The 25,915-nt window shown below is 74.7% G+C and carries 21 protein-coding genes; 9 read left to right on the forward strand and 12 right to left on the reverse strand.

Annotated features, from left to right (window positions below; translation table 11 throughout):
* Nucleotides 1-345: 345 nt before the first annotated feature.
* Entirely contained in the window at nucleotides 346-2,808 is a 2,463-nt protein-coding gene (locus AB0D10_RS19105) for a cytochrome P450 (protein ID WP_360257556.1), read from the forward strand.
* Nucleotides 2,809-2,860: 52 nt separating this feature from the next.
* On the opposite strand, the gene AB0D10_RS19110 is transcribed toward AB0D10_RS19105, so the two are convergent.
* The 3 genes from AB0D10_RS19110 to AB0D10_RS19120 form a co-directional block, all read right to left on the reverse strand.
* Entirely contained in the window at nucleotides 2,861-3,004 is a 144-nt protein-coding gene (locus AB0D10_RS19110) for a DUF6126 family protein (protein ID WP_360257558.1), read from the reverse strand.
* A 43-nt stretch (nucleotides 3,005-3,047) separates the two neighbouring features.
* Entirely contained in the window at nucleotides 3,048-3,392 is a 345-nt protein-coding gene (locus tag AB0D10_RS19115; RefSeq protein WP_360257560.1) for a metalloregulator ArsR/SmtB family transcription factor, read from the reverse strand.
* 247 nt (nucleotides 3,393-3,639) lie between these two features.
* Nucleotides 3,640-4,107 carry a hypothetical protein gene (locus AB0D10_RS19120; protein WP_360257562.1) on the reverse strand — a complete coding sequence of 156 codons (468 nt, stop codon included), beginning with the start codon at nucleotides 4,105-4,107 and terminating at the stop codon, nucleotides 3,640-3,642.
* A 222-nt stretch (nucleotides 4,108-4,329) separates the two neighbouring features.
* Here AB0D10_RS19120 and AB0D10_RS19125 point away from each other — a divergent pair, with 222 nt between their 5' ends.
* Nucleotides 4,330-5,145: a polysaccharide deacetylase family protein gene (locus AB0D10_RS19125; protein ID WP_360257564.1), complete on the forward strand. Its 816-nt coding sequence runs from the start codon at nucleotides 4,330-4,332 to the stop codon at nucleotides 5,143-5,145.
* A 142-nt stretch (nucleotides 5,146-5,287) separates the two neighbouring features.
* Here AB0D10_RS19125 and AB0D10_RS19130 read toward each other — a convergent pair whose 3' ends face one another.
* Nucleotides 5,288-6,310: a glycoside hydrolase family 3 N-terminal domain-containing protein gene (locus AB0D10_RS19130; protein WP_360257567.1), complete on the reverse strand. Its 1,023-nt coding sequence runs from the start codon at nucleotides 6,308-6,310 to the stop codon at nucleotides 5,288-5,290.
* A 390-nt stretch (nucleotides 6,311-6,700) separates the two neighbouring features.
* Nucleotides 6,701-8,176 carry a PLP-dependent aminotransferase family protein gene (locus tag AB0D10_RS19135; protein ID WP_360257569.1) on the reverse strand — a complete coding sequence of 492 codons (1,476 nt, stop codon included), beginning with the start codon at nucleotides 8,174-8,176 and terminating at the stop codon, nucleotides 6,701-6,703.
* Between the two features lie 50 nt (nucleotides 8,177-8,226).
* On the opposite strand from AB0D10_RS19135, the gene AB0D10_RS19140 reads away from it, so the two are divergent.
* Nucleotides 8,227-9,060, forward strand: a complete 834-nt coding sequence (locus AB0D10_RS19140) for a methyltransferase domain-containing protein (protein ID WP_360257571.1) — start codon at nucleotides 8,227-8,229, stop codon at nucleotides 9,058-9,060.
* 69 nt (nucleotides 9,061-9,129) lie between these two features.
* Here the strand turns inward: AB0D10_RS19140 and AB0D10_RS19145 are convergent, their stop codons facing one another.
* Entirely contained in the window at nucleotides 9,130-9,627 is a 498-nt protein-coding gene (locus AB0D10_RS19145) for a MarR family transcriptional regulator (protein ID WP_360257573.1), read from the reverse strand.
* A 109-nt stretch (nucleotides 9,628-9,736) separates the two neighbouring features.
* On the opposite strand from AB0D10_RS19145, the gene AB0D10_RS19150 reads away from it, so the two are divergent.
* The 3 genes from AB0D10_RS19150 to AB0D10_RS19160 all read left to right on the forward strand — a co-directional run bounded on the left by AB0D10_RS19150 (nucleotide 9,737) and on the right by AB0D10_RS19160 (nucleotide 13,191).
* Nucleotides 9,737-10,657: an EamA family transporter gene (locus AB0D10_RS19150; RefSeq protein ID WP_360257575.1), complete on the forward strand. Its 921-nt coding sequence runs from the start codon at nucleotides 9,737-9,739 to the stop codon at nucleotides 10,655-10,657.
* Between the two features lie 124 nt (nucleotides 10,658-10,781).
* Nucleotides 10,782-11,423, forward strand: coding sequence for an NAD(P)H-binding protein (locus AB0D10_RS19155; RefSeq protein ID WP_360257577.1), 642 nt, complete (start codon nucleotides 10,782-10,784; stop codon nucleotides 11,421-11,423).
* Nucleotides 11,424-11,565: 142 nt separating this feature from the next.
* Nucleotides 11,566-13,191, forward strand: a complete 1,626-nt coding sequence (locus AB0D10_RS19160) for an alpha/beta hydrolase (RefSeq protein WP_360257579.1) — start codon at nucleotides 11,566-11,568, stop codon at nucleotides 13,189-13,191.
* Between the two features lie 66 nt (nucleotides 13,192-13,257).
* Here AB0D10_RS19160 and AB0D10_RS19165 read toward each other — a convergent pair whose 3' ends face one another.
* Entirely contained in the window at nucleotides 13,258-13,566 is a 309-nt protein-coding gene (locus AB0D10_RS19165) for a hypothetical protein (RefSeq protein WP_360257582.1), read from the reverse strand.
* Nucleotides 13,567-13,584: 18 nt separating this feature from the next.
* A complete protein-coding gene (locus tag AB0D10_RS19170) occupies nucleotides 13,585-13,968 on the reverse strand; it encodes a hypothetical protein (protein ID WP_360257584.1) in 384 nt (127 codons plus the stop codon).
* Between the two features lie 572 nt (nucleotides 13,969-14,540).
* Between AB0D10_RS19170 and AB0D10_RS19175 the strand changes: the two genes are divergently transcribed.
* Nucleotides 14,541-15,992, forward strand: a complete 1,452-nt coding sequence (locus AB0D10_RS19175) for a lytic transglycosylase domain-containing protein (protein WP_360257586.1) — start codon at nucleotides 14,541-14,543, stop codon at nucleotides 15,990-15,992.
* A gap of 91 nt (nucleotides 15,993-16,083) precedes the next feature.
* Here AB0D10_RS19175 and AB0D10_RS19180 read toward each other — a convergent pair whose 3' ends face one another.
* Nucleotides 16,084-16,671 (reverse strand): TerD family protein, encoded by a 588-nt coding sequence (locus AB0D10_RS19180; protein WP_360257589.1) that lies wholly within the window; start codon nucleotides 16,669-16,671, stop codon nucleotides 16,084-16,086.
* Nucleotides 16,672-17,001: 330 nt separating this feature from the next.
* On the opposite strand from AB0D10_RS19180, the gene AB0D10_RS19185 reads away from it, so the two are divergent.
* The gene (locus AB0D10_RS19185; RefSeq protein WP_360257591.1) at nucleotides 17,002-19,302 is read left to right on the forward strand and encodes a hypothetical protein; all 2,301 of its coding nucleotides are present in this window, start codon (nucleotides 17,002-17,004) and stop codon (nucleotides 19,300-19,302) included.
* Between the two features lie 317 nt (nucleotides 19,303-19,619).
* On the opposite strand, the gene AB0D10_RS19190 is transcribed toward AB0D10_RS19185, so the two are convergent.
* Together AB0D10_RS19190 and AB0D10_RS19195 are read right to left on the reverse strand one after the other, a co-directional pair.
* Nucleotides 19,620-20,261, reverse strand: coding sequence for a hypothetical protein (locus tag AB0D10_RS19190; protein WP_360257594.1), 642 nt, complete (start codon nucleotides 20,259-20,261; stop codon nucleotides 19,620-19,622).
* Nucleotides 20,258-20,896: a class I SAM-dependent methyltransferase gene (locus AB0D10_RS19195; RefSeq protein ID WP_360257596.1), complete on the reverse strand. Its 639-nt coding sequence runs from the start codon at nucleotides 20,894-20,896 to the stop codon at nucleotides 20,258-20,260. Before AB0D10_RS19195 ends, AB0D10_RS19190 begins: the two co-directional genes overlap by 4 nt.
* A 284-nt stretch (nucleotides 20,897-21,180) precedes the next feature.
* On the opposite strand from AB0D10_RS19195, the gene AB0D10_RS19200 reads away from it, so the two are divergent.
* Nucleotides 21,181-23,529 carry a glycosyl hydrolase family 18 protein gene (locus AB0D10_RS19200; RefSeq protein WP_360257598.1) on the forward strand — a complete coding sequence of 783 codons (2,349 nt, stop codon included), beginning with the start codon at nucleotides 21,181-21,183 and terminating at the stop codon, nucleotides 23,527-23,529.
* Between the two features lie 172 nt (nucleotides 23,530-23,701).
* Here the strand turns inward: AB0D10_RS19200 and AB0D10_RS19205 are convergent, their stop codons facing one another.
* Nucleotides 23,702-24,472 carry a hypothetical protein gene (locus tag AB0D10_RS19205; protein ID WP_360257600.1) on the reverse strand — a complete coding sequence of 257 codons (771 nt, stop codon included), beginning with the start codon at nucleotides 24,470-24,472 and terminating at the stop codon, nucleotides 23,702-23,704.
* Nucleotides 24,473-25,915 lie beyond the last annotated feature (1,443 nt).

Here is a 25,915-nt window from a genome sequence, read left to right on the forward strand (position 1 = left end):
CTCCTTCTCCGCCACCATGCTGGCCTTCGGGCGGCCGCGCGGCGAGGGTCCAAAGACCCTGCGGTCGGGCCTCGCGGGGGGCCTTCGGGACCAGCACATCGGCGCAGGTCAACCCGGATCTCCCGGGCAGGCACGGAAGGGTCAGGGAGATCGGCCGTTGGAGTGATCCCCGCGCGTTCGGCGCAACGCCCGTGGAACGGGCGCGTTTGCCATGGCGTGCGCCCTCCAGCGGGGGTGCGCGCGGGGACCGCGCTGGCCGGTCCCCCGCCTCGCGGCCGACCCGCCGGTGCCCCTCCCGGCACCGTCCGCGCCGGCCCCTCTGTGAGAGGTAGTGTCATGACCCTGATGACCGAGACACGGAAACGGATCGTCCCCCCGAGAACCGCGCCGCGCCCGTCCCCCCTGGCCCGCGCGGCCGTCCCGCCGCTCGCCCCCGGCGCCCTCCCCGGCCTCGGGCACGCCGCCGCCCTGCTGCGCGACCCGCTCGGCTTCCTCGGCTCCCTCGCCCGCCACGGCGGCGTGGTCCGCATCCGGCTCGGACCACGCACCGTCTGCGTGGTCACCGACGCCCGGCTCGTCCACACCCTGCTCGTCGCGCTCGCCCACGACTGCCCGCGCGGCGCCGTCCAGGACACCCTCAAGACGGCCTTCGGCGACGGCCTGCTGATGTCCGAGGGACAGGCCCACCGTGACCGGCGCCGGATCATCCAGCCCGCCTTCGGCCCGGACCGGATGGCCGAGTACCTGGCCGTGATGCACCAGGTCACCGAGGAACGCGTCGGACGCTGGCGCCCCGGTCAGGTCCTCGACGTCGCCAAGGAGATGAACCACCTCGCACTGGAGATCGTCACCCGCTCCCTGTTCGGCGCCCGCCTCAGCGAGAACGCCACCCTCGCCTTCCACCGGGCGCTGCCGGACCTGGTGAAGGGCCAGATCGTCCAGTCCCTCTACCCGCACCCGTCGCTCGCCCGACTGCCCCTGCCCGTCAACCGGCGCTTCGACGCCGCCGTGCGGGTGCTCAACCGGGTCGTCGACCAGGCCGTCAACGGCCCTGCGGCGAAGGCCCGTTCCGCCGAGGGCCGGGGCACCCTGCCCGCCCTGCTGCGCGCCGCGACCGACCCGGCCACCGGCCGGCCGCTCACCGAGGCCGACGTCCGGTCCGAGGCGATCACCATGTTCGGCGCGGGCACCGAGACCGTCTCCACCACCCTGACCTGGCTGCTCGACGAACTGCTGCGCCACCCCGAGGTGGAGGCCCGCGTCCTGGCCGAGCTGGACGAGCACCTGCCCGCCGGCACCGTCCCCACCCCCGAGGCACTGGCCCGACTAACCTACACCCGCGGCGTCACCCAGGAGGTGGTGCGGCTGCACGCGCCCAACGCCTTCCTGATGCGCACCGCCCGGGTCCCCGTCGAACTCGGCCCGTACCGGATCCCGGCCGGCACCGAACTGCTCTACAGCCTCACCGCGTTGCACCGCGACCCCGTGCGCTACCCCGAACCGCTCGACTTCCGCCCCGAGCGCTGGCAGGACGGCGGTGGCGCCGGCCGGCCCTCCTTCCTGCCGTTCGGGGCGGGCAAGCACAAGTGCATCGGCGAGGCTTTCGCCTGGGCGGAACTGACCGTCGCGGCAGCCGGCGTTCTGCGCCGCTGGCGGCCGGTCGCCGAGCCGGGATCGCGTGCCCGGGAGGTGGTCTGGACCACGGTCCAGGCGCAGGGGCTGTGCGTCCGGCCGGTCCCGCGCGACCAGCGGACGTCCGGCGGGACACGGGCCCCCAGGACCGCTCGCGCCGAACGGCCGGCGCCCGGGAGCGGCGTGACGCCCTCGCCCGACGAGCCCGCCGCACCGGGCGGCTGCCCGTTCACCGCCGCCCCCGCAGCCGCACTGCCACCGCGCCCGCCCGGCGACCTGCGCGCCGCCGCCGACCGGCACGCCGACTGGGCGGTCCGCCGCGGCCTGCTCACCCCCGCGGAGCTGCCCGGCTACCGGGCCTACGCCCTGCACGAGCTGATCGGCCACGCCTTCCCCCGCACCCGGGGCACCGAACTCGACCTGCTGGTGGACGTACTGGGCTGGTTCACCATCCTCGACGACCGCTTCGACGGCACCCCCGGTCGCCGCCCGGCCGAGGCCCACGCCCTCGTCGACCCGCTGATCGCCCTCCTCGACGGCGACGACACCCCGCCGGACTCCCCGCTCCTCGACTCCTGGCGGGAACTGTGGAACCGCCAGAGCGCGTCGATGTCCCCCGCCTGGTGCGCCCGCGCGGCCCGCGAGTGGCGGGCGTGCCTGGCCACCTTCCCCGCCGAAGCCGACCACCGCGCCCGCGGCACCGTGCCCGCCCGCGGCCTCGGCCTGGCCGACACCATGCGGCTGCGCCGGCACGGCAGTTGCCTCTACCCGTTCATGAACATACTGGAACGGGTCCACGGCACCGAAGCCCCCGCCGCCCTCCACGCGGAACCCGCGCTGCACCGGCTGCGAGCCAACACCGCCGACGCCGCCACCCTGATCAACGACCTCTACTCACTGGAGCGGGAGGAACGGCAGGCCGCGGCCGCCTTCAACACCGTACTCACCCTGCAGCGGGCCCGCGGCTGCACCCGCAGCCGGGCCGTCCGCGCGGTCCGCGACCGGGTCGCACTGCTGCGCCGGGAGAGCGAGGAGCTGCGCCGCGACCTGCAGCGCCGCCACCCGGCGGGCCGCTGGTACCTGGACGGCACCCGGGAGCTGGTCGCCGGCGTGCAGGCCTGGACCAGCACCACCGACCGCTACCTGGTGCGGGACGGCAGGCAGCGGCGCCGGTGAACGGACGGGCGCCTGCGGCGGACCGACCTCCCCGGCCACGGGCGGACAGGGCCTACTTCCGGCCGCCGAGTGCGAACAGCAGCAACACGAAACCGGCGAACAGGTGCGTGGCGAAGATGTAGATGCCCGCGCGGATCAGCATCGCCTTGCGGCGCCGCTTCTCCTCGCTCGTGCTGTCGCTCGTGCTGTCGCTCATGGCGGACGGTTCTCCTCGGGTCGGCGGACGGGCCGGGTGCGGCTCAGCGGGGCTGCCGGACGCCGGACGCGCGCAGCTCGGTGAGCAGCGCGCCCTGGTCGGTGATCAGCTCGGTCAGGATCCGGCGTGCCGCGCGCAGCAGGTCGGCGACGTCCGGGGTGCTGAGCGCGTACACCACCGTGTTGCCCTCACGGGTGGCCGTGACCAGCTGGGTGCGCCGCAGCACCGCGAGCTGCTGGGAGAGGTTGGACGGCTCGACCTCGATCTCCGCCAGCAGCTCGCGCACCGGCCGGGGTCCGTCCTGGAGCAGTTCCAGGACCCGGATCCGCACGGGGTGGCCGAGGGTGCGGAAGAAGTCCGCCTTGGCCTGGTACAGCGGGACCGGCATCGTCCGCGCGCCTCCCTCGGGTCCGGCTCGGGCCGGCTCGGTGATCGTCCTGACCGGGCGGGTCCGTGCCGCGGCCGGTAGGCATCATCGCGGACAGATGAAGATTTCTTCAAGTCGTCACAGCCCGGCGGCTTCCCGTCGACGCGCGGGAGTGACCCACGCCACACCTGCAACCGCGCCCGGGCACGCCGACGCCGAGCCCGGGACGCTGCCAACTCCCGGGCTCGGCAGTCACGGTGACGAGCCGTCAGCAGACTACAGGCACATCGACCGTCACCGGGGCCGGTCCGCGCCAGATCGCCTCCACCGAGAAGGACGCGTGCACGGTCGAACCGCACGGCACGGTCGTGGAGATGCCGTCGACCCGCACGGTGCTGACCGTGAACACGGTGCGGCCGTTCACGGCGCCGAGCGAGGTGCCACCGGCCACGTCGGCCGACAGCCGGGTGAGCAGCTCCTGCGGCGCCGGCGGCCACGGGGTGCCCGGCGACGGCGGGCCGGCCAGGCCGATCTGCCCGTACAGCACGACACTGTCGCCGGTGACGTCGGCGCAGACCTTGGTCGACAGCCCGGCCTGCAGGCCGGACCACCCGCAGGTGGTGACGGTCGTCGCAGGGGCGGCGGCCGTCACGGCCGAGGCGAACGCCGGCACGGGCGCCGCGAAGAGGGCGACGGCACCGGCGGTGCCCGCCGCGATCCTGGCGATGCGGTTCATTGACTGCTCCTTGGGAGGCATGAGGACGATCAGGGACAGGTGGCGTGGCACATATGACATTTCATAGGTCCACGACAGAAACTCTGCCATGCGATTCCTATGCTCCGGACGCTTTTACCCTTGGAACGGCCGCCTCGACCGAAACCAGACCTTCGATGGCGTGATCACCCTCGACCGGCCGAACGACCACAACCTTCCAGGCGACGGCAGCGTTGACCCCAGGTGAACCGCTTCCGCACCGCCGCCGCGGGCCTCCTCACCCTCCCCGCCCTCCTCGCCCTGACGGCCGCCGGCCCACCGGCCGCCACGCCGACCGCCACACCAGCGGCACCACCGGCATCCGCCACACCGCCCGCCCCACCACCCGCCGCCCGGTCGGCCTCACCCCCGGCGTCCCTTCTGGGCACCGAGATCCGCCGGATCCCGACCGAGGAACGCGTCCTCGTCCTCACCTTCAACGCCGCCTGGGACGAGACCGGACTCGACACCGTCCTCGACGTCCTGCGCGACCGCGCCGCCCCGGCCGCGTTCTTCCCCACCGGCGACTTCGCCGACCGGCACCCCGGGGCGATCCGCGCGATCGCCGCCGCCGGCCACGGCCTGGGCAACCACTCCTACAGTCACCCGGACTTCTCCGCCCTCACCGCCGACCGGGCCCGCACCGAGGTACGGCGCGCCGACACCGCGATCCGCCGCGCCGCCCCCGGAACCGACCCGCTGCCGTTCTTCCGCTTCCCGTACAGCGAGACCACCCCGCAGGCCATCGCCACCGTCAACGAACTCGGCTACGCAGACCTGGAGTTCACCGCCGACACCAACGGCTACCTGGGCCCCGGCCACGGCATGACGGCGGACCGCGCGGTCGAACGCGCCCTTGCCGCCCTCACCCCGGGCGCCGTCCTCCAGCTCCACGTCGGCGCCACCGACGAGGGCGGACCCGACACCTGCCTCGACGCCGAAGCCCTCCCCCGCATCATCGACGGCGCCCGGGCACGCGGCTACCGCGTCATCGACCCGCGCACACTGCTCGACCCGTGACCGTCCGGCCCGGGGAGCAGCCCCGCGCGCCGGGGCAGTCGGCGGCGGCGCGTCCGCGCATCGCCGTCGGGTTCCCGCACCGGGCCGACGCCCGCCTGCTCCGCCGCCCACCCGCCGGCCGACCGCTCCGCTGCCCGGCCCGTCAGTCGAGGGCGGCGCGCAGGGCGTCGACGCGGGAGACGGCGGTGGCGAAGGCGTGGCGGTCGAGCCGGCCGGAGTCGAGAGCGGCGGCCAGGGCCTCGGCGGCGTCCTCGCCCTGCCGGGGGTCACGGGCGGAGCAGAGCAGCAGGTCCATGCCGGCTTCCGCGGCAGCCACCGCGCGGTCGCCGGTGTCGCCGTAGGGGACGAGCGCGCCGGCTTCCATCGCGTCGGTGACGGTGACGCCGTCGAAGCCGAGGCGGCCGCGGAGTTCGCCCTGGATGACGGCGGGAGACAGCCCGGCCGGGCGTTCCGGGTCCAGCGCCGGGTACACCGCCCAGGAGGCCATGACGAGCCCCACGCCCGCCGCGATGGCGGCCCGGTAGGGGGCCTCGTCCCGCGCCCGGATCTCCTGCAGCGGCGCGGTGAGGGTGACCGGGCGCTCGTCGGTGTTTCCGTCGAGCGGGGCGGCGCCCAGACCCGGGAAGTGCTTGGCGGTCGCGGCCACGCCGAGGCCCTGCTGGGCGGCGAGGAAGGCGCTGCCCAAGCGCCCGACCGTGGCGGGGTCCTGGCCGAAGGAACGCTCGTGGTGGTCGATGAAGTTGTCCGGGGTGTCGTAGACGTCGAGCACCGGGGCGAGGTTGACGTTGAGCCCGGCGTCGGTGAGGGTCCGGGCGGCGCCGGTGCCGGAGTCCACCGCGGCGGCGCGCGGGTTCGTCGCCGACCCGACGCGGCGGGCGGAGAGTTCGGGCGCACCGGGCAGCCGGCGGATCTTGCCGCCTTCCTGGTCGGTCATCAGCAGCAGCGTGCGGGGCTTCGGTGCCTCGGCCGCCGCCTGCTTCAACGCGTCGACCGCTTCGGCGAGTTGTTCCGGCCCGGTGATGTTCTCGCCGAACAGGATCACTCCGGCCGCCCGGCCTTCCCGGATCGTCTGCAGCACCTCGGGCGGTGGGGTCGGGCCCGCGTACGAGAGGACGATCCGCCGGCCGGCGAGCACGCGGGAGTCCTCCTGCTCCTGGGCGTCCATCGCTACGGTCCTCTCGGGGTGGATGAGGCGCGGCCCGGGCGCGGCCCCGGTCGGCACGGACCCGGGCGCGGCCCCGGTCGGCACGGGCCCGAGTGCGGCCCCCAGGACCGCCAGCATGGCCCCGAACTGGGCGACTCGCCGGAAGGGAGCCATCACGCCTCCTGGGTCGACAGCGGACTACGGCCCGTCAGCGTACCCAGGGCCCGGTTCCACCAGTCCGCCCTGCATCAGATTCATCCGATAATCCGACAGCTGCTTCACCGCAGGAACGCGGGGTGCCCGGATGCCCTTCCGGCCGGGACCAGAACGCTCCGCCGCGCCCGCGCGTCCCCGCCCCAATCCGGTACCGGTCAACGGAGAGGACCTCGTCGCCGGGCGGCCGGGCCGAGCTCACCCTGCGTGGCGGACCAGCCGCCCCAGGACGGCGATGCCCTCGGCGATCTCCGGTGGTGCGCCCGCCGCGTAGCCGAGGACCAGTCCGGGCGGGGCCGGGAGGCGGGTGTGCCAGGAGAGGGGCTGGACCTTCACGCCGCGGGCGAGGGCGGCGGTGGCCAGTTCGGTGTCGGTGCAGCCGAGGTCCTCCGGCAGGGTGAGCATCAGGTGGAGGCCGGCCGCCGCGCCGTGGACGGTGGCGCCGGGGAGGTGGCTGCGGATGGCGGCGATCATGGCGTCCCGGCGACGGCGGTGACGGCGGCGCAGCAGCCGTAGGTGGCGGTCGAGTTCGCCGGATTCCATCAGGCGGGCGAGGACCAGCTGGGGCAGGACGGGGTTGCCGAGGTCGGCGAAGCGCTTGGCGTCGAGGACGGCGTCGCGGAGCCGGGCCGGCACCAGCAGCCAGCCGGTGCGCAGCGCGGGGGCGAGCAGTTTGGAGACGCTGCCCGCGTAGCAGACCCGGTCCGGCAGGGCGGCCCGCAGGGCGGGGACGGGCGGCCGGTCGTAGCGGTGTTCGGCGTCGTAGTCGTCCTCGATGACCAGGCCGCCCTCGGCCGCCCAGTGCAGCAGCTCGCGGCGGCGGTCGCCGCCGAGGACGACGCCGGTCGGGTACTGGTGGGCGGGGGTGAGCAGGACGGCGGGGGCGCCGGTGGCGCGCAGGGCGTCGACCCGGATGCCCTCGGCGTCGACCGGGACGGGCGGGGTGGCGGCGAGCCAGTGGGCGAGGTGGCGGCGGGCGCCGAGGGAGCCCGGGTCCTCGACCGCGACCACGGTGATGCCGGTCCGCTCGAAGGCCCGGCCGAGCAGGGCGAGGGCCTGGGCCGTCCCGGCGACGATCAGGACCTCGTCGGGGTCGGCGCGGATGCCCCGGTTGCGGGCGAGCCAGTGGGCGACGGCCCGGCGCAGGGCGGGGGTGCCGCGGATGTCGCCGTAGCCGAGGTCGTGGGCGGCGAGGCCGTCCAGGACGGCGCGTTCGGCCCGCAACCAGGCGGTGCGGGGGAAGGCGGCGAGGTCGGGCATGCCGGGGGTGAGATCGATCCGGGCGGGGGTGCCGCGCAGCCGGTCGAACACCTCGGCGTCGGGGTCGTCCCCGAAGAGCTCGGGTGCCACCGCAGGGGGGTGGGGCGGCTCGGGTACGGGCGGGGCGGCAGGTGCGGCCGGGGCCCCGACCACGACGGTGCCGCCGCGCCCGCGCCCGGAGAGCTGCCCCTCTTCGGCGAGCCGCCGGTAGGCGTCGGTGACCACCCCGCGGGAGACGCCGAGTTCGGCCGCCAGCACCCGGCCGGCGGGCAGTCGGCTGCCGGCCGGAAGCCGGCCGTCGGCGACGGCCTCACGCAGTCGGCGCGCGAGCCAGTCGGTGAGGCCGCCGGGCGGGGCGTCCGCGGTGTCGAGCTGGAGGAAGTCGGCACCGGCCTCTTTGGACCTGTCGGACACGGCACGTTTGGACCTGTTCACCGGACCATAGTGGCGCGAGGGTGGGGCCCATGACCACGGAAACGGCACGGCCCGAGAACACGAACTACGTCCACGGCTACTCGGACACCGAGGCGCAGCGCCTCGGGGACCAGGCGGACACCCTCGCCGACCTGCTGCACGCGGGCACGGCGTACCCGGCCGGGAGCCGGGTGCTGGAGGCGGGCTGCGGGGTGGGGGCGCAGACGGTGCACCTGCTGGCCTCCGGCCCCGGCGTCCTGCTCACCGCGATGGACCTGTCGGCGGAGTCGCTCGCACAGGCCCGCGCCCGGGTGGCGGCGCAGGCGCCCGACGCGGAGGTCACCTGGCACCACGGCGACCTGCACCGGATGCCCTTCCCGGACGGCGCGTTCGACCACGTCTTCCTCTGCTTCGTGCTGGAGCACCTGCCCGACCCGGCGGCCGGGCTGGCGGCGTTGCGGCGGGTCCTGCGGCCGGGCGGCACGATCACGGTGATCGAGGGCGACCACGGTTCGGCCTTCTTCCACCCGCAGAGCCCGGCGGCCCGGCGCACGATCGACCACCTGGTCCGCCTCCAGGCGGAGGCGGGCGGCGACGGGCTGCTCGGCCGCCGCCTCCACCCGCTGCTGTCGGACGCGGGCTTCACCGACGTGGCGGTCCGCCCGCGGACGGTCTACGCCGACGACGGCCGCCCGGCCCTGGCGGAGGGCTTCACCCTGCGGACCTTCGTCGCGATGGTCGAGGCCGTCCGGGCGGAGGCGGTGGCCGCCGGGCTGAGCACGCCGGACGACTTCGACCGGGGCATCGCGGAGCTGCGCCGCGCGGCCGGGCCGGGCGGGACGTTCCACTACACCTTCTTCAAGGCGGTCGCGGTCAACCCGTGAGGCCGCGCCGCGGCGGACGGCCGCCCGGGCCGCGGCAGCGGGTGGTCCCCTCGGGACGGAATCGCCCGGCTACTCCTCGCCGTCCCCGAGGGTGGCCAGCAGGGTGCGCATCGCGTCGACCAGTGCGGCGGTGCGGACGTCGTCCAGCCCCTGGAGGAGGCCGAACTCGGTGGCGAGGTGGTCGGGCAGAGCGCGTTCGATCAGGGCGTGCCCCTCGGGGGTGAGGGCGACCTCGCGGCTGCGGCCGTCCTGGTCGCTGCGGGTCCGGGTGACCAGGCCGCGGGCCTCCAGGCGGTCGAGGCGCTGGGTGATGGCACCGGAGGTGACCATGGCGGACTGCATCAGGCCGGTGGGGGTGAGGCGGTAGGGCGGGCCGCTGCGTTTGAGGGTGGCGAGGACGTCGAAGGAGGCGGCGTCGAGGCCGTGCTCGGCGAAGGTGCGGTTGAGCGCCGCGTCCACCAGGCGGTAGAGGCGCTTGAGCCGGCCGAACACTTCCATCGGGGAGACGTCCAGGTCGGGGCGCTCGGCGGCCCACTGCGCGACGACGCGGTCCACATGATCTGCCACGGCTCCAGGGTAGGCGATGCGGAGCAGGTTCCTTAGCGGTGAGGTAGCTGTGAGCCACGTCACCGCGACGGCCGCGAAGAATGCCTTAGCGCTGAGATACATTGGCTTAGTGCTAAGACATCGCCTCGCCGTCGTGCTGGTGACCGCCCTCGCCCCCGCCGTCTGGGGGACGACCTACCTCGTCACCACCGAGTTGCTCCCGCCCCACCGTCCGCTCCTCGCCGCCGTCCTGCGCTGCCTGCCCGCCGGGCTGCTGCTGATCGCCCTCACCCGCCGACTGCCCCAGGGCAGCTGGTGGTGGCGCGCGCTGGTCCTCGGCGCGCTCAACATCGGGGCGTTCCAGGCGCTCCTCTTCATCGCGGCCTACCGCCTGCCCGGCGGCATCGCGGCCACCGTCGGCGCCGTCCAGCCGCTGATCACCGCCGGACTGTCGGCCGCCGTCCTCGGCGACCGGCTCACCCTGCGCACCGTGCTCTCCGGCATCGCGGGCGTGGCGGGCGTCAGCCTGCTGGTCCTGCGGGCCGGTGCGACATTGGACGCGCTCGGGGTGGCCGCCGCCCTCGGCGGCGCGGTGGTCATGGCCGCCGGCGTCGTCCTCTCCAAGCGCTGGGCGTCCCCCGCCCCGCTGCTCGCCACCACCGGCTGGCAGCTCACCGCCGGCGGACTGCTGCTGGTGCCGGTCACGCTGCTCACCGAGGGCGCGCCGCCGACCCACTACACCGGCGCCAACCTGCTCGGCTACGCCTACCTCTGCCTGATCGGCGCGGCGTTCACCTACGTGCTCTGGTTCCGCGGTCTGCGGGCGCTCACACCGACCTCGGTCTCCTTCCTCGCCCTGCTCAGCCCGGTGGTCGCCACCGTGATCGGCTGGCTGGCGCTCGGACAGGACCTCAGCCCGCTGCAGGCGCTCGGCGCGCTGATCGTGCTCGGCTCGCTCGTCGTCGCCCAGACCCAGCGGCCCCGCACGACCGGTCCGTCCGCGCCGGGGGCCCGGTCGGCCTCCGCACCACCGGTGCGCGAGAACGCCTGACCCCGCGCGGCCACCCCGGCCCCCGCTCCCGCAGACCCCGTCCCGCCCCCTCATCGCGCATCACGCGTCCCGCACGACGCGTCCCGCATCACACGTCCCGCATCACGTCCAAGGAGAACTCCCCATGCGCATCACCGTGTTCGGCGCCACCGGCAACGTCGGCGGCCGGGTCGTCGCCGAGGCACTCGCCCGCGGCCACCAGGTCACCGCCGTACTCCGGGACCCGGCCAAGCCGCACGGCCTGCCGTCCGCCGCCGCCATCGCGGTCGGCGACGCCCGCAACCCCGCGGACGTCGCCCGGATAGCCGCCGGGCAGGACGCGGTGGTCACCGCGACCCGCCCGATGCCCGGCAGCGAGCACGAACTGGCCGCCGCCACCACCGGACTGCTCGCGGGCATCGCCGGCACCGGCGTACGGCTGCTGGCCGTCGGCGGCGCGGGCAGCCTCACCGTCCCGGGCTCCGACGGGACGACCCTCGTGGAGTCCCCCGGCTTCCCCGCCGAGATCCGGCCGATCGCGCTGGCCTGCAACGAGCAGCTCGACCTCTACCGCGCGGCCGACGCCGAGGTCGACTGGACGTACCTGAGCCCGGCCGCGCTGCTGGAACCCGGCGCGCGCACCGGCCGGTTCCGGCTCGGCCTTGACGAGCTGCTGGTCGACGCCGACGGCAACTCGGCGATCTCCATGGAGGACCTCGCCATCGCACTCCTCGACGAGGTCGAGCGGCCCGCACACCGCCGCGCCCGGTTCACCGCCGGGTACTGAGGGGCCGCGGGCGACGGCCCCGGCGTCCCGCCGCCGGAGGGATCCCGGGGCCGGCACCCGGCCGGGGGTGTAGCCAGCACCACCCCGAAGACGGAAGCCCGGGTGATCGATCGTCAGGACGAACCGGGACAGGATCGTTCCCGTGACGAACACCGCATCGACCGACACCGCATCGAACGGCACCACCTCGAACGGCACCGAAGCGCCCGGCGCGGCTTCGGCCGGCACCGCTCCGAGCGCCGGCCCCCGCGTCCGGCGCGCCGCGCTGGTCGTGGCCGCCGCCCTCCTCGCCGGCCTCGCCGCCCCGGCCACCGCCGGTGCGGACACCGCCCGCGACCCGGGCGACGCCGACCCGGCACCCGCCCGGTACACCCACCAGACCCTGAACTGGCAGCCCTGCGCGAAGCAGCCCGCCCTGGACTGCGCCACCATGGCCGCCCCGCGCGACTGGCACCACCCGGGCACCGGGGCCGACCTGACCATCGCCGTCTCCCGACACCGCGCCACCGACCCGACCCGGCGCAAGGGCACCCTGCTGATGGCGGCGGGCGGCCCGGGCGGGTCGGGACTGCTGCGCCCGGCCACCCTGGCCGGCGCGGCCCCGGCCGTCGCCGCCGCCTACGACATCGTGGGCTTCGACCAGCGCGGGGTCGGCGCGAGCACCAAGGCCGTCTGCCAGACGCCGGAGGAGTTGCAGGAGTTCCTGGCCGGCGACTACCGGGACCAGTCCCCCGCCGCGACCGACCGCGTCCTCGCCAACGCCGAGAAGCTGGTGGCCGGTTGCCAGGAGCGCAGCGGCGACCTGATCCCCTACCTGACCACCGAGCAGACCGCCCACGACATCGACCTGTTCCGCACCCTGCTGGGCGAGCGCAAGCTCAGCTACTACGGCCCGTCCTACGCCACCATGATCGGTGCCTACTACGGGACGCTCTTCCCGCACCGGGTCGAGCGGATGGTGCTGGACAGCAACATCGGCTTCGAGGGCAGCTGGGAGAAGTTCCAACTGGGCCAGCCGATGAGCTTCCAGCGCCGCTTCGACGAGGACTTCGTGCCCTGGCTGGCGGCCCGGGACGCCACCTACCACTGGGGCTCGACACCGGAGCAGGTACGGGCACAGTGGGAGCAACGGCGCGCCGCGCTGCACGACGCGCCCATCGTCGAGGGCTCGCTGACGATCGGCCCCAACCAGCTGGACGACCTGGCGATCTCGGGGCTCTACAGCGCCTCCTACTTCCCGGACGTCGCCCGGCTCCTGACCACCGTCGACCACTGGGACGGTGCCGACGCCGCCACCAGGACGGCCACCGCGACCGCGTTCAACAGTTACCTCAGCCCCGACTTCCTCGCCGAGTACTTCTCGGTGACCTGCAACGACACCCCGTGGACCAAGGACCTGGACACCTGGGTCCGGCTCGGCGCCGAGAACACCGCCCGGTGGCCGCTGGTGGGCGCCCGGACGCTCGCCTTCAGCGCGGTCTGCGCCGACTGGCCGGTCGCCCCGGCGCCCGCGGTCACGGTCACCGGTGCCCACCTGCCGACCACGCTGATGCTCAACTCGGTCCACGACCCGGCGACGTACTACGAGGCGGCGGTCGGCGCCCACCGCGCACTGCGCGGCTCGAAGCTGGTCACCGTCACCGGGAACGGCGACCACGGCCAGTACCCCGGGCCGAACGCCTGCGTCACCGACGTGGTCGAGCGCTACCTGCTCGACGACCGGGCGCCCGCACGCGACCTCACCTGCGCCTCGCCGCAGGCGGGTTGAGGCTGCCCCTCACCGCGGACGGGTCGAGGCGGCGCCTCACCGCAGGCGGGTCGAGGTGCTCCTCGGTCAGCTCCGGGGCCGGGCCGACAGCCTGGCCCGGAGCCAGGCGAGGCCGACCGCCAGCCCGGCGAAGCCGCCGACGGCGAGCTTGATCCCCGCCTTGGCGACGATCCAGCCGACCCCGGGGGCGCTCCACCCCAGCCAGTGGAAGACCGCAAGCATGACGGCCGCGCCGCACACCACAGCCAGCACGGTGGCGCCGACGGCGGCGGCCCGCGAGAGTTCCTGCGGGTCGTCGCCCCGGGGCTCCGGCCCGGCCCCGTCCGCACCCTCGGCGGTCTCGTTCACCATGTCGTTCGCACTCCCCTCAGCCATGGGGTGATGATACGACCTTCAGCGCCGGGCCCGGTGGGTGTCCCCGAGGTGCTCACCGGTCTCGTCGTCGGGGAAGCTGACAGCCATGGTGACGCGGTACTCGTGGACGTCCTCCCGGTGCCCCGGCACCAGGGCCCAGGCCAGCGAGTGCACTTCGGCCTCGGGGGCCTGGCGGCACCAGGCGGCCGCCTCCTCCAGGGCGCGGGCGGCCGACAGGCCCGTGCACACCACGGCGGTGTAGGCGGCGACCGCGACGTCGCCACCGGAGCGACAGGTCCGCGACACCGCCCGGACGGCGGCGGCGGCCTGGGTCAGGTCACGGGCCAGGTCGTCCACCACCCGAGGGGGCGCCGGCAGGACGACCGCCCCCTCGACGACGGTCTCCGGCAGGTTCGCGCTCACGGTCCGGACCTCCATCCGCATCATCACGCGGCACAGCATGCCGGGCGGTGATTCCTGGCATGCCCACTTTCACCGGAACGTCACCCGTCCAGGGCCGAGTCGGGGGCGCACCCTGGCGTCCGGGGGCCCGCCCTGCTAGGGAGGCGGCCTCGCGCGCCGGACGACGTGGCAGGTCAGAGGGGTCGCTCGCGGGCGCTGCCGGGGAGCCCGAAACACCGGGCACGTACCACCCCCGTGCTCCGAACCGCCGGTCCGGCGCCGGGGCGCCCGTCCGACCGCCGTTGGGCCCTTGGTCAACTCCCGGTACCGGAAGGGAAGATGCCGCCGGAAGCCGGTGGAACAACCGCAGGCCGGCGGCCCCGGGCAACACCCCCGGGAGCGGCCGCACCCCCGCTGAAGTGCCGAGTCAACCCCTCGGTGGGCCCCGGGTCCCCTCCGGGTCACCCTGTCCCTGTCAGATCGTCGTGATACTAATCGTCCGGTCTGCGGGTGCGGGCGCCTGGCGGACGGGCACGATGACGACGGCTCAACCGTTCCGGGATCGTCCGGACGGCGATGGGGAGGGGACACGGATGACGGCGAGGTTCGGCAGCAGCGGGGGCGGGCGGAAGCTCCGGATCGGCAAGCGGGTCACGGGGACGGCGGCGGCCTTCGCCGCGCTGGCCGCCCTGACCGGCTCCCAGGTGACGGGCTTCGGGCTCGCGCCGGCCGCAGCCGCGGACACCGGTCCCAACGGCGGCGCCAGCGCCCAGGACACCGACCACGGGCAGGCCGCCGGCTCCCCGTTCGGCACCCCCGCGCCCGGCACCGCCGGCACGGGCGTCCCGGCCGACGGCGGCGGCACCCTCCAGTTCCCGCTGCCGCCCGGCGCGCTGCCCGGCGCACCCGTCGCCGGCCCGTTCGCGGCCACCGGGCCCGCGCTGCCCTCCACGGTGCTCGCCGCCTACCGCCAGGCCGAGGCCTCACTGGCGCAGCGCTCCCCCGGCTGCCACCTCCCCTGGCAACTGCTGGCGGCGATCGGCCAGGTCGAGTCCGGACAGGCCAACGGCGGCCAGGTGGACGCCTCCGGCACGACCCTGACCCCGATCCTCGGCCCGGCACTGGACGGCAACGGCTTCGCCGCGATACCCGACACCGACGGCGGCCGCTACGACGGCGACGCCCGCTGGGACCGCGCCGTCGGACCGATGCAGTTCATCCCCTCCACCTGGGCCTCCTGGGGCGTGGACGCCAACGGCGACGGCAAGGCCGACCCTAACAACGTCTTCGACGCCGCCGAGACCGCCGGACGCTACCTGTGCGCAGGCGGCCGCGACCTCGCCGACCCGGCCCAGCTCGACCGGGCGGTGCTCAGCTACAACAACTCGGGCGAGTACCTGCGGACCGTCCGCAACTGGATGGCCCACTACGGCAGTGGCACGGTGACCACCGTCCCGAACAGCCCGGGGTCCTCGCTCCCGACGTCCTCGCTGCCCTCGCCGTTCCTCCCGGTCCTCGGTGGCGGTGCGGGCAGTGGCACCACCGGCGGCGGCAGCGCCACGACCCCGCCGCCCGCGCCGACGCCGACCCAGGCACCGACCACGCCGACCACGCCGGTCACGCCCGCGCCGAACCCGTCGCCGACGGCGGAGCCGACGACGGCCCCCACCACGACGCCCACGCCCACCGGTTCGCCGTCGCCCACCGCGACGCCGACGTCCACTCCGACCGGCACCCCGACCGGGACGCCGACGACGACCCCGAGCGGCACGCCCACGGGCACCCCGACCGGTACGCCCACGGCCTGCCCGGACCCCACGGCCACGGCCACCCCGACCGGGGCGCCCACCGGAACTCCCACGGGCACGCCCACCCCGACGGGCAGCCCGTCCCCCACCGCCACGCCCACCGGCACCCCGACGGCGACGCCCACCGGCGCCCCCGGCTGCCCGACCCCCGCCCCTACGGCGACGGGCACCCCGAGCGCGGCGCCCAGCACCACCCCCAGCGCCTCGGTCTCACCGTCGGCCGCCGCGAAGAAGTGAACCGAGAGGGGCGCGGTTCCCGCACCGGGAACCGCGCCCCTCTCCGGGGCGGGTGCCGCCCCCGCCCGGACTCCTCGCGGAGCCCGGGGTCTCAGAGGTGCTTGACCAGCTCCGGCATCAGGTCCTGGAAGGTCCGCCCGCCGGCCGGCTGGCCGATCGCGGTCATCTGCCAACCCGCCGCCGTGCGCTGCACCTTGGCCATGATCTGCGCGGTGTACGGGCCGCCGCCGGTGAGCGTGTAGCGGGCCAGCTCCGCGCCGGTGCTCTCGTCCACGAGCCGGCAGAAGGCCGCCTCGACCTCCTGGAACGTCTGCCCCGTGAAGGAGTTGACGGTGAAGAGGATCTGGTCGACCTCGGCCGACACCGCCGTCAGGTCGACCGTGATCGACTCGTCGTCGGTCGCGCCGCCGGAACCGCCGACCAGGTTGTCCCCGCTGTGCCGGACCGAGCCGTCGTTGCTGGTGAGGTGCTGGAAGAAGACCACGTCCACCGGCCTCCCCTGGGCGAACAGCACCGCCGAGGCGTCCAGGTCGATCTCCCGGCCGGCGGCGAGCAGCTTGGCGAAGAAGCCCTTGCGCTCCGCCGCCTTCCAGCCGAGCCCCATCCGGACCACGCTCAGCTGCCCACCGCCCGGCTTCTCCAGGCTGATCTTCTGCCCCTTGGCCAGCGAAACGCTCATCGCGTCCTCCTCGTTCTGCACCGCCGCGTGCCGCGAATCTACAGCACTGTAGAAAAATTTCTGATCATCCGACGGCGTCTTGCGAGCACACCTACCCCGCGCTCCCCCGTGACTCACCCCCGACAACGGTCCGCACACTGAGGGAACCGGTGGTCCGACGTCTGACGTAGCCGTGGACCGGGACCGAACGACCGGGGCAGCCCACGGTCTAGGGTCGGCCCCGAGGCACCGCCGGTCGCGACGGCGGGCCGTTCGCACACCGTTCGTTCCGCCTCCACCACGCTCCGCTCGCCACCGTTCCCGGGTACGACTCACGCTGGGGGGACCACCATGCCCGAGCAGCACGAAGGAACCGAACAACGCACCGCCGCCGACCACCACGCCGCCGCCGACCGTGCCACGGGCCACCACACCGCGGCAGCGCCCACGAGCGCCGCCACCGCCACCCGCCTGGGCCGCCGACGACTGCTGCGGGCCGGCCTCGGCGCGGGCGGCGCCCTGGCCGCCCTCCGCCTGCTGCCCGGCGGCCGGGCCTGGGCCGCGACACCGGCCCCCGGGCCCGCTCTCGCGGCCGCACCGGCGCCCGCACCCGGCGCGGCCGCGGCACCCGGCGCAGCCGCGAGAGCCGCGCAGCCGGCCGCCGCCCAGGCCTGGCCCGACTGGGCCCGCTACGCCCGGATCGCCGACGGCACCTTCAACGAACCGGCCGACATGCAGAGCGCCGTCGACGCCCTGAAGGCGCAGGAGGTCAGCGTCGTCGAGCTGGACACCCTGCTCTCGAACTGGCTGACCGACGCCGAGTTCGCTGCCCACATGGCCGAGGTGAAGACCTTCACCGGCCTGGCCCACGCCGCCGGGATGAAGGTCGTCATGTACTACCCGTCGCTGGAGCTGATCTCCCCCGGCGGCGAGAAGGGCCGTTCCTTCTACAAGAACGACCAGGGCAGGAACTGGGTCCAGCGCGACCTCGCCGGCAAGCCCAACGTGTTCTACGGGAGCGTGGTGGTCTGGGTCGACCCGGGCGACGAGAGCGTCTGGCTCAGCCCGAACTCGCCCTGGCGGGACTACTACCTCAAGCGGATCAAGGGCGTGGCGGCGACCGGCGTGGACGGCATCTGGCCCGACGTGCCGATCTACTTCGACGGCGTGCTCTCCTGGTGCGACGCCTCCACCTGGGGCGCCGCCGCCTTCAAGGCCGACACCGGCCTCGCCCTGCCCAAGGCCGCGAACTTCACCGACCCGGTCTTCCGCCGTTACGTCGAGTGGCGCCACCGCAACCTGCTCCGCTTCCAGCTCGACATCGCCGACGCCGGCCGCTCCGTCAACCCCGACCTGGTCACCTTCGTCGAGACCGTCTCGATGGACTACCGCTACGCCACCTCGATCGGCCTCGACGGCGGCTACCTGCGCCAGGCCCCCGGCGCCGTCGCCCAGGTCTGGGAGGTGGACATCCTCGGCAACTACGACGGCATGCGGCACGCCACCGCCTCCGACTGGGTCTGCCTGATCTCGATGTACAAGTACGCCCGCGCCGCCAGCGGCACCAAGCCCGCCTGGGCGTTCTCCTACGGCTGGCAGCCGGACGACGCCTCGCTCGTGATGTGCCAGCTGATCGCCACCGGCTGCAACCCGTACGAGGTGAAGACCCCCTACAAGAACGACACCGTGGACGCGGCGATGCGCACCCGGATGTACCGCTTCGTGCGGACCAACCAGCAGAAGCTCTACGACCCGGCCTCCATCGCCCGGGTCGGGGTGTACCACTCCGCCCCCTCCCGGGACTACGTCGCCCCGGGCGATGGCAACGGGATGTACGTCAACGCCACCGCCCCGGCCGGGATCACCGACTGGTGGGGCGGCGACGACCCGCAGATGAGCTGCGCGCAGGTGCCCTGGCTGGGCGAGTTCCGGGGCACCGTGAAGGCGCTGGTCCACGCCCACGTCCCCTTCGACACGGTGACCAGCCCCGGCCTGACCGCCGACGACCTGGCCCGGTTCAAGGTCCTGCTGCTGCCCGACCTGCAGGCGGTGTCGGACGCCGAGGCGGCCCTGCTGCGCGCCTTCGTCGCGGCCGGCGGCACCGTCGTGATCACCGGCCCGACGCCCACCGCACTCGACGAACTAGGCAGCCAGCGGGGCGAGTTCGCCCTCTCCGACGTACTCGGCCTGCGTAGGGCCGACCCGCTGCCCGCCACCAGGCAGAACTCCTACGGCAACGGCACCTGCTGGTACGTCAAGGCGCGGGCCGGGCTCAGCTACCTGACCAGGACCGACCAGGCCTCGGCGGACCAACTGCTCACCGCCGTCCGGCAGTCCGCGCCACCCGCGGTCACCCTGGCCGGGGACCGGCGGATCTTCCTGGACGCCCGGCAGCTCGGCGGCGACACCGTGGTCCACCTGGTGAACTTCACCGCCTTCGGTGACACCCCGGCCGCCTTCGCCACGACGCCGGCCGACTGCACGCTCTCCTACGCCCTCCCGGCCGGGGCCGACGTCACGGCCGTCACCGTCGCGAGCCCGGACGGCATCGACCCCGCACCAAAGCCCGTCCCGTACACCGTCACCGGCGGCAAGGTCAGTGTGCCGCTGACCGTCGCCCAGTACGCGGTGGTGACCGTCACCGCGGGCTGACGGCCCGCCGGTCGTCGTCGGCCGCAGAGCCGTCGGCGGTGGCGACCGGCACCGCCGGTCAGAGCACCGTCGCGGGGATCCGCCGGAGGGCGGCGGGGTCGGCCCGGACCCACCCTCGGGCTCGGGGCCGGACTGCGGCCCACCCTCGGGCTCGGGGCCGGACTGCGGCCCACCCTCGGGCTCGGGGCCGGAGCCGGGGGCCGCGCCGACGGCGAGCAGCAGGACAGCGGTCGCCGGCACCGTCACGGGAGCGCAAATCCCCTTACGCCGAAGTCTGATTGACGCTCCGTCAGATTACCCGTACGCCGCGAGGCGGATCAGTCGTCGCCGTCCAGCAGGTGCTGCCTGACCTCGTGGAAGGTCCAGACCCCGACGGCCGACCGGGAGAGCACCCAGATCGGGTCGAACCGGTCCGGCCAGACGTGGGGCACACCGCAGTCGGCCGCGCCGAGCGCTTCGACGATGCGCGGGATCCGCGAATGCTCCCAGCAGATCAGCCCCGGTCCGGACCAGGACAGCACCTCCCTTGCCAGCAGGGACTCCTGGGACTCCGCGAACCCGGTGCTCACCGTCAGGCCGAGCCTGGCGGCCAGCGGGGTGACGGTCTGCCGCATCCGGTGTGCGCCGGCCGACGGGCCCCGGTCGGTGGCGGCGGTGATCCACGCCGGGGCGCGCAGGCCGGGCGCGGGGGGCGTGAACAGCGTGGGCAGGGCGTTGGCCCGGGCCCAGCCGCGCTCGGTCAGCGACTTGCCGTCCGGCCGGCCGGCCTCGTTCAGGCCGGGGTGTGCGGCGTCGGGCTTCTCGCCGTGCCGGATGACCATCACGAACGCCTCGCCGCCCGGGTCGCTCGGCCCGGACGGGGCGGCGGGCTGCCTTCCGGCGGCGCAGCCCGCCAGCGCGAGCGGGGCCGCCCCCGCCAGCCCCGCCAGCAGGGCGCGCCGGGTGGGCCGGATCGTCACGCGGTGCCCCGCTCCAGCCGGACCAGCGCGTCCACCGCGACACCCTCCGCGCCCGCGCTGCAGTGACCGGGTTCGCCGCCGACCGTCCGGTGCACCCGCTCGGCGCGGACGGTGCGCAGTGCGAGGTCGGCGAGGTCGGCGAGGACGTCCTCCGGGGTGAACAGCACCGCCGGGTCCTGCGGGCCGCCGACGCCCTCGGTGAGGTTGCTCAGGTCGTGTCCGACGACCAGCAGGGTGCCGCCGGGGGCGAGCGCGTCGGCGGCTCGGCGCAGCACCGTACGGCGGTCCCCGGCGGGCAGCTGGAGGTAGGCGACCAGGACGAGGTCGTACCCGGCGGCGCCGGCCTCGAAGGCGCGGGCGTCGCCGTGGCGCCAGGTGAGGCGGTCGGCGACCTCGTCGGGCAGGTCGGCGGTGAGCCGTTCGGCGCGCTCCAGGGCGACGGCGGAGAAGTCCAGACCGGTGACCTCCCAGCCCCGGGCGGCCAGCCAGATGGCGTTGCGGCCCTCACCGGCGGCGAGGTCGAGGGCGTGGCCGGGGGTGCGGCCGGTCAGTTCGCGGACCACCCACCGGTTGGGCTCGGCACCCCACACCAGCTCGCTCGCGGCGTAGCGGTCGTCCCAGTCCTGGCTGTCCATCGCGCCTCCTCCGTTCGACGGCCTGCTCGTAGCGGTCAACCTACCGGGCCGCCGCGGTGCGGGCCGGGAACGGTCCGGCGGGCGGACACCCTTGACGGCGAATATTGGTCCAGTCCAATCTGTTCAGTCGGGACGCGGCCGGGACGGCCGTCCGCCGCGTCCGCGCACCGCCCGTCAGCACGCGTCACCCGCCCGCGCGCCCCCACCGCGCCCGGGCCGGCTCCCCACGGCCCGTCCGGGCCACCGCACCGCCGGAACCCCCACACATCCGGAGGACCCACCGCATGCACGACCGCGTCCTGCCCACAGGGCCCGACCGCTCCGGCGAGGAGCGCACCGGGCGCCGGGCCGCCCAGCGCAGAAGGGCCACCGCGCTGGCCCTGGCCGCCACCCTCACCACCAGTGGCGCCGCCCTCGCCCTCACCTTCGGCTCCGCCTCCGCCGCCCCGGTCAACCTCCTGGCCAACGGCGACTTCGAAACCGGCACCCTGTCGGGCTGGACCTGCTCCAACGGCTCGGTCGTCACCACCCCGGTGCACGGCGGCACCCACGCGCTCAGCGGCGCCGCCTCGGCCTCCGACACCGCGCAGTGCCAGCAGACCGTCACCGTCCAGCCGAACACCACGTACACCCTGGCCGGCTGGGTGCAGGGCAGCTACGTCTACCTCGGCGCCACCGGAACGGGCGTCAACTCCTCGGCCTGGACGCCCGGCGGAACGGGCTGGAACCAGCTGAGCACCACCTTCACCACCGGCGCCTCGACGACCTCCGTCACCGTCTTCACCCACGGCTGGTACGGCACCGGCGCCTACGGCGCCGACGACCTCACGCTGACCGGCCCGGCCGGACCCACCTCCTCCGGCAGCCCGACGGCGACGTCCAGCCCCACGGCGTCCGCCAGCCCCACGGCCACGGGCAGCCCCACGGCATCCGCCAGCCCCACCGCGACCGGCAGTCCGACCGCGACCGGCAGCCCCACCACCGGCACCCCGACCCCGACGGCCACCTCCGGCGGCCCGGCCGGGGACGGCAAGGTCACCACCCCGACCGGCATCGCGGTCACCCGGACCACCTCCAACGCGGTCGTGCTCACCTGGCTGCCCTCCACGCTCACCGGCGGAGACGGCCCGGTCGCCTACAAGGTGTGGTCCAACGGCCAGTTGGTCGCCACCTCGATGGGCACCTCGGTCGCCGTCAGCTCCCTGCTGCCGGGCAGGGGCTACACCTTCAGCGTCCAGGGCTACTCGGGAGGCCACGCCTCCGCCCAGTCCGCGCCGGTGAGCACCACGACCATCGCCGCCCCCGCGCAACAGCCCGTCCGCTCGGCCTACTTCGACCAGTGGGGCATCTACGAGAACGCCTACTACCCGAAGAACGTGGTCACCAGCGGCGCCGCCGCCAAGCTGGACGTCATCCACTACGCGTTCGCCAACATCGACCCGGCCAGGTTCACCTGCTTCCAGGCGGTGAAGGCCTCCGACTCGACCAACGAGTCCAACCCCGACGCCGGCGACGGCGCGGGCGACGCCTACGCCGACTACCAGGCCGACTACAACTCCGGCACCAGCGTGGACGGCAGCAGCGACACCTGGGAGCAGCCGCTCAAGGGCAACTTCAACCAGCTGCGCCAACTCAAGGCCAAGAACCCGAACCTGCGGTTCACCATCTCGATCGGCGGCTGGACGTACTCCAAGTACTTCTCCGACGCGGCGGCCACCGACGCCTCCCGGAAGGCCTTCGTCTCCTCCTGCGTCGACATGTTCCTGAAGGGGAACCTGCCGACCGGGGTCGCCGGTGACGCCTCGGGCGGCCAGGCCTCGGCCGCGGGCATCTTCGACGGCATCGACCTCGACTGGGAGTACCCGGGCTCCGCCGGCGGCCACACCGGCAACCACTACGCGCCCGCCGACAAGCAGAACTTCACGCTGCTGCTCAAGGAGTTCCGCGCCCAGCTGGACGCCCTCGGCTCCGCGCAGGGCAAGCGCTACCTGCTGACCGCCGCACTGCCCAGCGGCCAGGACAAGGTCGCCCGGCTGGAGACCGACAGGATCGGCGCCTACCTGGACTACGCCGACGTGATGTCCTACGACATGCACGGCGCGTGGGACGCCAAGGGCCCGACCAACCACCAGGACCCGCTGCACGACAGCCCTGCCGACCCGACCACGCCGATCACCCCCGGCACCCGCAAGTACAACGTGGACACCACGGTCGCCGCGTACACCACCGGGCTGCCCGAGTACGGCATCCCCGGCGGCTTCCCCGCGAGCAAGCTGGTTCTGGGCATCCCGTTCTACTGGCGCGGCTGGACCGGTGTACCGGCCGGCCCGAACTCCGGCCTGTACCAGAGCGCGACCGGTCCGACCGCCGCCAAGCCGATGAGCCAGGAAGCCGGCCTGGCCGCTTGGAAGGAGCTCGACCCGACTGCGGCGCAGACCCACTGGGACCCGGTCACCGAGAGCAGCTGGGTCTACGACGGCACCAACTTCTGGACCGGCGACACCCCGCAGGCCGTCCAGGCACGCGGGGCCTACGCCAGGAGCAAGGGACTCGGCGGCCTGTTCGCCTTCTCCCTGGAGAACGACGACACCGCCGGCACGATGCTCGACTCGATGGACGGCAGCCTGCGCTGACGGTCTGCCGGTCGGCGCGCACGCCGGACGGCCCACGCGGGATTCCGCGTGGGCCGTCCGGGCGCCGATCCGTCCGGGCGCCGATCCGGGCGCCCTGGAGACGCTCGCTTCCGGGACCGCGGGGCCGTCAGCGCGGCGGCACCGGACGGTCACCGACGCCGCCCCATGGGGGTCAGCCCTTGAGGTCCAGCGAGGGGAAGAGGTCCTCGAACGGCTGGGTGGTCACCGAGACGCTCCGGGAGTACGGGTCGTCGAAGTCCCAGATCATGAACAACAGGAAGGCGATCAGCGCGCTGAAGCAGAGCGCCAGCACCAACTCCCGCCGCGTGCGCCGGATCTGCAGGGCGAACAGCATGCCGACGGTCACCACCGCGCCGCCGATCAGGCCGAACCAGACGATCCCCGGCATCCCCGGACCGGCGTTCTCACCCCGCGCGTGGCGGGCCTCGGAGGCCTGGCTGATCCGGTCCATGATCGGCTGGTACGCCTGCGCCTCCAGGTCGGAGGCCGGCGACCGGGTGGCGACGTCCGTCTGCAGCTTCTGCAGCAGCTGGTCGCCCTTCTCGGTGATCTCGCCGTTCTCCTTCATGGAGGCCCACTCGGTGTTCACCACGTACGTGACGTAGGCGTCCACGTCGGCCCGCACCTGGTCGCGGGCCTCGGCCGGGTAGACCACCGCCCGGTCGCTCACCTCGCGCAGCGACTGCGCCTCGCGGAACAGGTCGTCCTGGGCCGCGCCGCGTCCCTCCCAGACACCCGCGATGGCGAGACCGAGGACGATCGCGTAGACGACGCCGATCATCATCGTGATGTACTCGATGACGTCCGGGGTCTCGTCGGTCTTCTCCTCACTACTCGTCCGGCGGGTCCTCAGCAGCACCACCGCCACCACGACGGCACAGGCCGACGCCATGGCGATGGTCAATGCCACCCATTCGGACATGGGAACTCCCTTCTCTGGCTTGGCTTGTGACGGATCGGAAAGCTCAGGGGACGTGCGGAAAGCTCAGGGACGTACGGAAAGGCCCGGGACGTACGGAATTCGTAGGGAACTCGCACGGAAGACCGGGGGACGGCCGCGGACCGGAGAACGGCCACGGGGCGGACGGCGAGCGTGCGGCCCGCGGTCCGTCAGGACCGGCCCGCGCGGCCCCGGCTCTGACCCCGGCCCGGACGCAGGGCCGCTCCGGCGAGCACGCCGGGAACCATGATCAGCACGAGGGTGGTGGTCATCGGGGTGCCCTGGTGGCGCTGCGGCATTGCCACCGGCTTCGACGCCGGCACGCGGTACGTCGGCGGCGCGGCCGGGGTCGGCCACACCGGACTCGGGCGCGCCGCACTCGGTGGGGCGGGGCTCGGGGGCACCGGGTCGGCGGGCACCGGCGGGGCCGACGCGGCCACGGGCGGCACCGGCGCAGGCACCCGGGGTGCCGGCACGGGGGGCGCGGGAACGGCCGGTGGCGGTGCGGGCGCGGGCGGCGGCGGAGGGGGCGGTGGTGGAGAGGGGAGCGGCGAGGGCGGTGGCGTGGGGGTCGGCGTCGCCGTGCGCGTCGGCGTCGGGGTCGGTGTCGCAGTGGGGGTGGGTGTCGGCGTGGGTGTCGGTGTCCGGGTCGGCGTCGGAGTGGGGGTCGGACTCGGGCACGGGTGGTGATGCCAGTCGTGTCCCCCGTGCTCGTCGCCCGGTCGTCCGTACTCCGGCCGGAGGCCCGCCGAGGAGGAGGGCGCGGCCGGCAACGGGGTGGCCCGGCGTGTGTGGCACGGGTGGTGCCCGGGCCGGGGCTCGTGGTCGTGGTGTCCGCTGCCGGCGATCGGAGCGACGCTGACGCCGACCTGGACGTCGACGCCCACACCGACGCCCACGCTGCCGCCCGGCCCCAGCGACACCGAGACGTCAGTCCCGGTGCAGACGCAGATGTCCACGGCCGGGCCGTCCGGGTGCCCTCCGGTGTGCTCGGCGCCGGAGGCGGTCGCGCCGGTGACCAGCGCGCACATCGCGACCACGCCGACCGCCGCACCGGCCAGCCGGACCCGCCGCCGGGAGGCCGCCGTCCCACCGCCGGGCAGCGGTATCCGTCGTAACTGCCGACGCGGGGACATGGGCTCCACACACCTCTCGGGTCGCCTGGGAAGGACGGGACGGAACAGGACGCGCTCGGGTCGACCGGCCCCGCCACGGGGCAGGCGGAAAGGCCGCCGTCGGTCGACGTCCGGCCCTTTCCCGGCGCGCTCCCGGCCCGGACCGGTCTCGGCCGGTCGGGTCGATCGGTTCGGGGTCGATCGGGCACGACCGGAAGTGGCCGGACGTGATGAGGCGGACGGCCCGCCTCCGGGGGGCGAGCCGTCCGTCTTCAGGAGAAACGATCTTCGAGCCCGCCGGTTACGGCCC

This window comes from Kitasatospora sp. NPDC048545 (assembly GCF_040651155.1).
Lineage (GTDB): Bacteria > Actinomycetota > Actinomycetes > Streptomycetales > Streptomycetaceae > Kitasatospora.